Consider the following 8838-nt stretch of genomic DNA (forward strand, 5'->3'; position numbering starts at 1 on the left):
GTTACTGTGCGCAAACCCCGTTCTCCCCGGTACCGGCGGCGCACCGGCCCCCGAAAGCGCTTTCCTCCGCGCGGGGGAGATACGCAGCGCCCATGTCGTCACCCGTTCGCGGAGAACGGCGCCCGGTGTGCGTCAGCCGTCGCCGCCCCACAACCGGCCCAGGGGCCCGGTCAGCTCACGCTCCTCGTAGGACAGGTGCGACAGGAGCGCGTCGGTGAGCACGTCGAGCGCCGCGTGCAGTCCGGCGATGTCCCCGTCGCTGCCGACGAACGCGACCAGCGCCGCGTCGACGCGGTCGACCAGGGCCTGGATGGCGTGGTGCTCGTCCTCGAGGCGGTCGAGCACGGGCGCGAGCCCGGGCTCGGACCGCCGCAGGGCGGGGAACACGTCGGAGTCCTCGCGGTGGTGGTGGACGCTGACCACGCGGCAGTAGGACTCGCAGTAGGCGCCGAGCGTCCAGTTGTTCTGGCGCAGGGTGAGGGTGTGCAGGTGGGACCGCGCGGCGCCGGGCTCGAGGGTGCCGGCGGCGACTCCGGTGAGCAGGTCGCGCAGCCGGGCGAGCTCGGCGCGCAGGTGGTCGTGCACCTCGACGAGCCGCCGACCGGCGGTCCGTTCCCGCTCGGTGTGGCGGCGCCGGGGATCCGGCTCGGGAGCCGAGGGGCGGGTGTCCTCGTCCCAGACCCGCTCGGTGCTCACCCGGATGCTGTCGTCCGGGGTGGCCCGGGGGGCCAGGGGCGTGCGGGACGGACTGTGCCCGCCCCGCGCCGTGGCGACGAGTTCCCGGACCGCGGGGGCGATCTCGGTGGCGAAGAGCCGCACCAGGTCCGGGCCCTCGGCCGGGAGCAGGAACGCGCTCACCCCGTGGGTGAGCGCCAGCTCGGCGAGCCGCCCGGGCCAGTCGCGCGGGTGGCCGAGCGCCGGCGGGGACAGGTTGTAGAGCCGGCGGATCGCGGCGGGGTCGCGGTCCGCGTGCGCGGCGGCGGCGTCGATGATCGCGTTGGCCGCCGGGAGGCCGGCGGGCGGGATGCGGGTCATGCTCGGCAGCCACCCGTCCGCCAGCGTGCCGGTCAGCCGCAGCATCCGCGGCCCGAGCGCGCCCACCCAGATGGCCGGCTCGCGCGGTGGGGGACCGGGTTCGGCGCCGTCGAGGCCGTAGCGCTTGCCCCGCAGGTGGGCCGGCCCGCCGGGTGTCCACAGCGCGCGGATCACCGCGATCGCCTCGCCGAGGGCGGAAACCGCCTCCGCGGGCGCGTGCCACGGCCCGCCTTCGGCCGTGATCGCGTCCCAGTACGCCCCGGCGCCCAGCGCCAGGCCGGCCCGGCCGCCGCTGAGCACGTCCAGGCTCGCCACGGCGCGGGCCAGCATCGCGGGAGGACGCAGCGGCAGGTTGGCGACGTTCGGGAACACCCGCACCCGCTCGGTCCGCGCCGCGATCACCGACAGCGTCGTCCACGCCTCGGTGAACTCCGGCCGGTACGGGTGGTCCGGCACGCTCACCAGGTCCAGCCCCGCGCGGTCCGCGACACGCGCGAGTTCCAGCGCTTCGCCGGGCCGCGCCGTCGTTGGCACGAGGACCGCGCCGAAGAGCAGGTCGTGGCCGTAGTCCGTCATCGGCTCGCCACCGCGGGCACCAGTCGTCCCGGGCCGGCGAGCGCGACCAGCGCCGCCACGCCCATCGCGATCGCGGACAGCACGAACGCCGTGGTGTAGCCGGATTCGACCGGGAACCGGGTGCCCGCGATGACCTCGCCGGTCACGATCGTCGACGCGATCTGCGCGCCGAACGTTCCGCCGATGGTGCGCATGATCGTGTTGACCCCGGTCGCCTCACCGGTCTGACGCGGGTCGACCGCGCCCACGACGAGGTTGGCCAGCGACGCGAAAGCGAACCCGACGCCGATGCCGAGGATCCCGTTGCCCAGGTAGATGGGCCACCGCGTGCCGTGCGCGACGGCGAACACCACGAACCCGGCCGCGCCGACCACGCACGCCAGCACCAGCGGCAGCTTGAACCCGGCCTGCGCGCCGATGCGCCCGGCGAGCGGGCTGGCGAACAGCATGGTCACGGCCATCGGGATGATGAACAGCCCGGCCTCGGTGACCGACGCGCCGAAGCCGTACCCGGCCCGCGACGGCGTCTCGACCAGCAGCGGCACCAGCGTGAACGCGCCGTACATGCCGAAGCCGATGATCAGCGCGGTGATGTTGGAGGTCAGCACCGCGGGACGGCCGAGCAGCCCGATGTCGATCAGCGGCCGCGCCAGGCGCCTCTCCACCAGCGCGAACACGACCAGCAGGACCGCGGCCGCCGCGAACAGGCCGATGATCGCCGCCGAGCCCCAGCCCCACACCCGGCCCTCGCTGATCGCCAGCAGCAGCGCGACCAGGCCGCCGGTGAGCAGCAGGGCGCCGGCCCAGTCCACCCGGCCCGGCGAACGCACCGGCGACTCGCGCACGAACGCGGTCACCGCGGCGATCCCGGCGACGATCACCGCGAACATCAGCCAGAAGATCCACTCCCAGCTCAGCGCGTCGACGATCAGCCCGGGGATGACCAGCCCGGCGCCGAACCCGATGCCGAAGGTCGAGCTGATCCAGCCGATCGCGACCGGCACCCGCTCCCGCGGGAACTCGTCGCGCACGATGCCGAACGCGAGCGGGAACGTCGCGGCGCCGACGCCCTGGATCGCGCGGGCGGCGATCAGCACGCCGATCGACGGGGCCAGCGCGGCGAGCAGCGTGCCCGCCCCGGACACCGCGAGGCACGCCACCAGCACGCGGCGCTTGCCGAACATGTCGCCGAGGCGGCCGAGCAGCCCGGTCGCGACCGACGCCGTGAGCAGGAAGGCGCTGAGCACCCAGGACACGGTGGTTGTCGACCTGCCGAACTCGGCCTGCAGGGTCGGCAACGCGGGCACCGGCATGGTCTGCAGCAACGAGAACGACAGCACCGCGATCAGCAGCGCGGCGAAGGGTGCGGAAGTTCGTGTCATGACGTAATGATTACACGACGACATGATTACGTCCAGAAGGGTAGGATCGCCGCCATGGAAGACCGCGAGACGCGACCGCCGACCCTGCTCGCCCTGCCCTCCTACCTGGCCGGCCACGTGGCGCGGATCGGGCATCGCGGGCTGGTTGCGGCGCTGTCCGAGCACGACCTGCGGCTGCCGCACTTCGCCGTGCTGACCGGGTTGTCGGACTTCGGGCCGCTCGCGCAGCACGCGCTGGCCGACCGCCTCGGGCTCAACCGCAGCCACCTCGTCGGGTATCTGGACCTGCTGGAGCGACGAGGTTTCGTGCGGCGCGAACGCGATCCCGACGACCGGCGCCGCCAGCGCGCCGCCCTGACCGATTCGGGGATGCGGCTGGTGCGCCGCCTGCAGGAGGTGGCGCACCGCTCGCAGGAGGAGTCGCTGGGCGCGCTGTCCACTTCGGAACGTCAAACGCTGGTGGACCTGATGCGACGGGTGGTCGTGGCCGACGACGCGGCGCGGAAGGCTGTTGTGCGGGACTAACGGTCGGGCAGCCAGCCGAAGCTGTCCACAGTGGATCCGCTCGGCGCGTACTCCAAGCCCACCCAGCCCGCGTAGCCGGTCGCGGCCAGGCGTTCCAGCCAGGCCGTCACGCCGAGCGTCCCGGTGCCCGGCTCGTGCCGGCCGGGCGCGTCGGCCACCTGCACGTGCCCGGTGCGCGCCAGCAGCGGCGGCGTGAGCAGCGCGTCCAGGTCGTCGCCGTTGGTGCCGAGGTGGTAGATGTCGGTCAGCAGTGCGATGTTGTCCGCGCCGACCTCGTCCGCCAGCGCCAGTGCGTCCGCGGCGCGCAGCAGCGGGTAGTCCGGCGCGCCGGACAGCGGTTCCAGCAGCACCGTGCCCGGCAACCGCTCCGCGGCGTAGGCGAGGTTGTCCAACAGCACGTCCCGCGAACCGCCGGTCCGGTTGCCGGGCAGCACGTTGAACAACCGGCACCCGAGCTGCTCCGCGATCCCGGCCGCGACGTCCACCCCGTCCCGGAACTCGCCCGTCCGCGCGGCGAACGCGGCCAGCCCGCGCTCGCCCGCCGCCAGATCGCCGTGCGGCACGTTGAGCGACACCAGTTCCACCCCGGCGTCGGCGATCGACGTCACGAACCGCTCGACCTCGCGGTCACCGGGCACGCCGTCGAACGGCCACCACGACTCGACCCCCGCGAACCCCGCCTCGGCCGCCGCGGCCGGCCGCCGCTCCGGCGCCAGCTCGGTGAACAGGATCGAGACGTTGACGTCGTACCGCATGACGTCATCCTCGCAGACGCGCCCGCAGCTCCAGCTTCGCGATCTTGCCCGTCGCGCCCTTCGGCAGCTCGTCGACGATCCGCACCCGCCGCGGGTACTTGTACGCCGCGATGCGTTCCTTCGCCCACGCCACGATCTCGTCCGGCTCGGCGCTCGCGCCCGGCTTGAGCGAGACTACCGCGACGACCTCCTCGCCGAGCCGCTCGTCCGGCTCGCCGATCACCGCCGCCTCGCCGATCGCCGGGTGCCGGTACAGCAGCTCCTCCACCTCGCGCGGGTAGACGTTGAACCCGCCGCGGATGATCAGGTCCTTCTTGCGGTCCACGATGAACACGAACCCGTCGGAGTCGACGTAGCCGAGGTCGCCGGTGTGGAACCAGCCGCCGCGGAACGCTTCCGCGGTCTCCTGCGGTCGTTTGTAGTACCCCTTGGTGATGTTGTGGCCGCGCAGCACGATCTCGCCCACCTGCCCGGTCGGCAGCGGGCGGTCCGCCTCGTCGACGATGCGCAGCTCCACGCCCCAGATCGGCTTGCCGATCGAGAGGATCTTGCGGTTGTCCGCGCCCGGGTTGACCGTCGTGGTCGACGCCGACTCGGACAGCCCGTAGCCCTCGAGCACCGGGATGCCGTACTTCTCCTCGAAGCGGCGCAGCACCTCCTCGGGGATCGCGGCGCCGCCGGAGCTGCCGATCCGCAGGCTGCTGGTGTCGTAGCCGGTGGTGTCGGCGTATGCCAGCGCGTGGTACATCGTGGGCACGCCGGCCATGATCGTGACCCGGTCCCGCTGGATCGCCTCCAGCACCGCGGTCACCTCGAAGCGCGGCACGACCGAGATCGTGCGGCCGTGCCGCGCCGAGGCGTTGAGGATGCTGGACAGCCCGTAGACGTGGAAGAACGGCAGCACGGCCAGTGCCACGTCGTCGGGCTCCATGCCGAACCGCTCGCCCGCGAGCGTGCAGTTCATGTAGAGCTGGAAGTGGGACAGCTCGGCGCCCTTGGGGCGGCCGGTGGTGCCGCTGGTGTAGAGCAGCACGGCCGTGTCGTCGGCCGCGCCGGGGAAGATGTCGCCGTCGTCCGCGGGGGCCAGCAGCGTCGCGAACGACAGCGTCCCCTCCGGCCAAGCGCCCGCGTCGAGGTCGCCGACGACCACCGCGCGGACGCCGGCCACCTCCTTGAGCGCCGTGGACACCTCGGCGGCGCCCGCGGCGTGGGCGATGAGCATCCGGGAGTCGGAGTCGTCCAGGTGGTAGGCGATCTCGCCGGCCTTGAGCAACGGGTTGAGCGGCACCATCGTCAGGCCCGCCTTGAGGATCCCGAAGTAGGCGATCACGAACTCGGGCACGTTGGCGAGCTGCACGGCGACCTTGTCGCCGGGGCGCAGGCCCTGCTCGCGCAGGGCGACGGCGACCCGGCCGGAGCGCTCGTCGACCTCGGCGTAGGTCATCGCACCCGACGGGAACCGCAGGAAGTCCTTGTCCGGCGTGGCCGCCGCCGACTCCCGCAGCATGATCGCCAGGTTGAAGCTCATCGCCTGCCCACCTTCCGAACGTCGTTCTCCTCCGCGGCGTCCGAATTGCCCTGGACGCGCGAATCCCGTCCGGGTCGAGTGTCGACCCCGGCAGAATCCCGTTCGGTTTTGTGGCGACGTCGACCCGTCAGCCAGTGAACCGCGCGGCCGGTGTGGTGGTCAAGCCCCCGGTGCGTCGTCGAGGTCGCCCGGCCGGATGCGGTAGACCTGCAGGCGCAGGTCGTAGTACTTGGTGGTCTCGCCGACCCACTGCATGCCGAGCCGCTTCGCGGTCGCGATCGCCCGAATGTTGTTCGGTCGCGCGACGGCGAACAGCTCGTCGGTGTCCTGCGTGAACGCCCACCTGATCAGGGCCTGACTGCCCTCGGTGGCGTAGCCCTGGCCCCAGGCCTCGGGATGCAGCTGCCAGCTGAGCTCGAGGTCCTCCTCGTACGGTGGCAGCAGCCGGATGCCCAGGCCGCCGATGACCTGCCCGTCCTCCCGGCGCTCCATCGCCCACCGGCCGCGCGGCGGGGGCAGGTTGGGCTGGGCCTCACGCCAGGCGTTGAGCACCGCGCGCATCGCGGCGACATCGCCGACCCGGTCCATCGCCGGGGTCAGCCAGTGCGTGACCTCTTCCGAGCCGTAGATCGCGAGTGCGGCTTCGGCGTCGTCGACCGTCCAGTCACGGATGAGCAGCCGGTCGGTGATCAGGGGCGACTCCATGGGTAAACGCTACGGGAAGTGCGGCCGGGACGGCAGCCGCGAGCGGCAGATGCGCCCAGAGGGCGGCATGGTCCCCGTCGCCGCTGCGCCCCCACAGGGCGGCGCAGGTCGTGAGGACGTGCAGGCCGGTGCCGAAGCCGCTGTCCGCCGAGGGCAGCTCGACGCCGGGCGCGGCCAGCGAGATGCGCAGCCAGTCGGACTGGGTGCCCTCGCGCACGAGGCGGAGGGTGGCGGGCAGGCGGCCCTGGTCGTAGGCGGCGCTGGCGAGGGCGTCGATGACGAGCAGTGCGTCGGTGACGGTCTCGACCGTGCAGCCGTCGAGGAAGGCGGCGGCCGACTCCCGCAACCTGCGCACGTCGGTGGGGTGGCTCAGCACCCGTTGCAGGGCGTTGTCGATCCAGAAGTCGGACACGCGGGCTCCCTCCGCTGGCTGCTCAACGGTCGGGTGAGACTACCCAGGCGGGCGTGGCCGAAACCGCGTCTGGTGTGACCGTCGTCGCACCGCTCAGGCGTCTTGTGCGTGGTGGTGCAGCAGCCTGGCCAGCAGGCCGGTCAGCTGCTCCCGCTCGTGGCCGCTCAGCGGAGCGAGGAGCTCGTCCTGGATGCGGGCGATCTGCTTGTCGAGGCGCTTGAGGTGGCGGCGGCCGTCCGCGGTGATCGTGATGACGTTGCGGCGCCGGTCGGCCGGATCCGGCTCGCGGCTCACCAGGCCGCGGTCGGCCAGTTCGTTGATGGTCGCGACCAGGTCCGAGAGGTGGATCGCGCTGCGCCGGCCGAGCGTGGCCTGACTGGCCGGGCCGGACTCGTCGAGGGCGGCCAGCAGCCGGTAGTGGTAGCCGCGGGCGCCGGCCTCGGACAGGCCCTGCGTGACGAGCCGGTGCGCGTGGTGCGCGGTCTGGGTGAGCAGCCAGCTGGGCAGGGTCCGCAGCCGTTCGGGGGCGGTCGGGTCCATGACCGGAGTCTAACAGGAACGTTCGGCTGGCGAATAATTTATCGGTTTAACGTTCGTCCGCCAAATGTTTGCGTGCGGCGCCCGTTCCGGGCATGTTGCTCCCGGAAGCGAAGGAGGCCCGATGCCGCAGACCGACGTCCTGTCGCCGGAGGAGGTGCGGGCCCTCGCCGGGTGGATGGACGGTCAGGGGTTGCCCGGCGGCCCCGTCGAGGACGTGGCGCCGATCGCCGGCGGCACGCAGAACCTGATGGTCTCGTTCCGCCGTGGCGGCCGGGCGTACGTGCTGCGCAGCGGGCCACGCCACCGGCGGGCGCGCAGCAACGACGTGTTGCGCCGCGAGATGCGGGTGCTCGCCGCGCTCGCGGGCACCGCCGTGCCGCATCCGGAGCTGATCGCGGCCTGCCCGGACGAGACGGTCCTGCCGGGGGCGGTCTTCTACCTCATGGAGCCGGTCGACGGTTTCAACGCGACCCTCGAACTGCCGGAGCCGCACGCGACCCGGCCCGCTCTGCGGCACGAGATGGGCCTGGCGATGGCCGACGCGCTGGCGGCGCTCGGGTCGGTCGACCACGAAGCGGTGGGGCTCGCGGATTTCGGGCGCCCGCAAGGGTTTCTCGAGCGGCAGGTGCCGAGGTGGCTGGCGGAGCTGGACTCCTACGCCGGCCACGAGGGCTACCCGGGGCCGGACATCCCGGGCGTGCCGGCGGTGGCGGAGTGGCTCGCCCGCCACGTGCCGCAGCGGTGGACACCAGGAATCCTGCACGGCGACTACCACCTCGCGAACGTGCTGTTCTCCCGCGAGGACGCCGCGGTGGCGGCGATCGTGGACTGGGAGATGTGCACGATCGGCGACCCGCTCCTCGACCTGGGCTGGCTGCTGGCGACGTGGCCGGCGACCCGCCCGATGCTCGGCTGGACCGGCCTCGCCACGGCCGGTGACCTCGCCACCGAGGAGGAGATCGTGGCCCGCTACGCCGCTCGCTCGGGCCGGGACACGTCCGCGATCGCCTGGTACGCGGTGCTCGCGTGCTTCAAGCTGGGCATCGTGCTGGAGGGCACCCACGCGCGCGCCTGCGCGGGTAAGGCGCCACGCCCCATCGGCGACCGCCTGCACGCCGCCACGGTGAGCCTGTTCGAGCAAGCACTGGACCGGATCGCCCGCGCGTAGCGGGGCCGCGGCACGGCGACCGCCTGCACGCGGCGGCGGTGAGTTTGTTCGAGCTAGGACCGGACCGGATCGCCCGCGCGAGGCACCGCCCGCGCGGCACGGCGACCGCCTGCACGCGGCGGCGGTGAGTTTGTTCGAGCTAGGACCGGACCGGATCGCCCGCGCGAGGCACCGCCCGCGCGGCACGGCGACCGCCTGCACGCGGCGGTGGT

At 73.0% G+C, this 8838-nt stretch carries 9 protein-coding genes; 2 read left to right on the plus strand and 7 right to left on the minus strand.

Going from position 1 to position 8838, the window contains the following annotated elements; all coding sequences use genetic code 11:
• Positions 1-132 precede the first annotated feature (132 nt).
• Positions 133-1611, minus strand: coding sequence for an LLM class flavin-dependent oxidoreductase (locus IE290_RS30855; RefSeq protein WP_191248218.1), 1479 nt, complete (start codon positions 1609-1611; stop codon positions 133-135).
• Positions 1608-2993 carry an MFS transporter gene (locus tag IE290_RS30860; protein WP_191248219.1) on the minus strand — a complete coding sequence of 462 codons (1386 nt, stop codon included), beginning with the start codon at positions 2991-2993 and terminating at the stop codon, positions 1608-1610. The genes IE290_RS30855 and IE290_RS30860 overlap by 4 nt, the downstream gene beginning before the upstream one ends.
• A 54-nt stretch (positions 2994-3047) precedes the next feature.
• Between IE290_RS30860 and IE290_RS30865 the strand changes: the two genes are divergently transcribed.
• The gene (locus tag IE290_RS30865; protein ID WP_191248220.1) at positions 3048-3518 is read left to right on the plus strand and encodes a MarR family winged helix-turn-helix transcriptional regulator; all 471 of its coding nucleotides are present in this window, start codon (positions 3048-3050) and stop codon (positions 3516-3518) included.
• On the opposite strand, the gene IE290_RS30870 is transcribed toward IE290_RS30865, so the two are convergent.
• The 5 genes from IE290_RS30870 to IE290_RS30890 all read right to left on the minus strand — a co-directional run bounded on the left by IE290_RS30870 (position 3515) and on the right by IE290_RS30890 (position 7458).
• A complete protein-coding gene (locus tag IE290_RS30870) occupies positions 3515-4273 on the minus strand; it encodes a hydroxypyruvate isomerase family protein (RefSeq protein ID WP_191248221.1) in 759 nt (252 codons plus the stop codon). The genes IE290_RS30865 and IE290_RS30870 overlap by 4 nt on opposite strands.
• A 4-nt stretch (positions 4274-4277) precedes the next feature.
• Positions 4278-5801: a long-chain-fatty-acid--CoA ligase gene (locus IE290_RS30875; protein WP_191248222.1), complete on the minus strand. Its 1524-nt coding sequence runs from the start codon at positions 5799-5801 to the stop codon at positions 4278-4280.
• Positions 5802-5960: 159 nt separating this feature from the next.
• Positions 5961-6506: a GNAT family N-acetyltransferase gene (locus IE290_RS30880; protein WP_191248223.1), complete on the minus strand. Its 546-nt coding sequence runs from the start codon at positions 6504-6506 to the stop codon at positions 5961-5963.
• Positions 6466-6918, minus strand: coding sequence for a hypothetical protein (locus tag IE290_RS30885; protein WP_191248224.1), 453 nt, complete (start codon positions 6916-6918; stop codon positions 6466-6468). The genes IE290_RS30880 and IE290_RS30885 overlap by 41 nt, the downstream gene beginning before the upstream one ends.
• 93 nt (positions 6919-7011) lie before the next feature.
• The gene (locus IE290_RS30890) at positions 7012-7458 is read right to left on the minus strand and encodes a MarR family winged helix-turn-helix transcriptional regulator (RefSeq protein WP_191248225.1); all 447 of its coding nucleotides are present in this window, start codon (positions 7456-7458) and stop codon (positions 7012-7014) included.
• A 121-nt stretch (positions 7459-7579) separates the two neighbouring features.
• Here IE290_RS30890 and IE290_RS30895 point away from each other — a divergent pair, with 121 nt between their 5' ends.
• On the plus strand, positions 7580-8626 hold the full coding sequence (locus tag IE290_RS30895; RefSeq protein WP_191248226.1) for a phosphotransferase family protein: 1047 nt from the start codon (positions 7580-7582) through the stop codon (positions 8624-8626).
• Positions 8627-8838 lie beyond the last annotated feature (212 nt).

Source organism: Amycolatopsis deserti (genome assembly GCF_014653945.1).
Classification (GTDB): Bacteria; Actinomycetota; Actinomycetes; order Mycobacteriales; family Pseudonocardiaceae; genus Amycolatopsis_E; species Amycolatopsis_E deserti.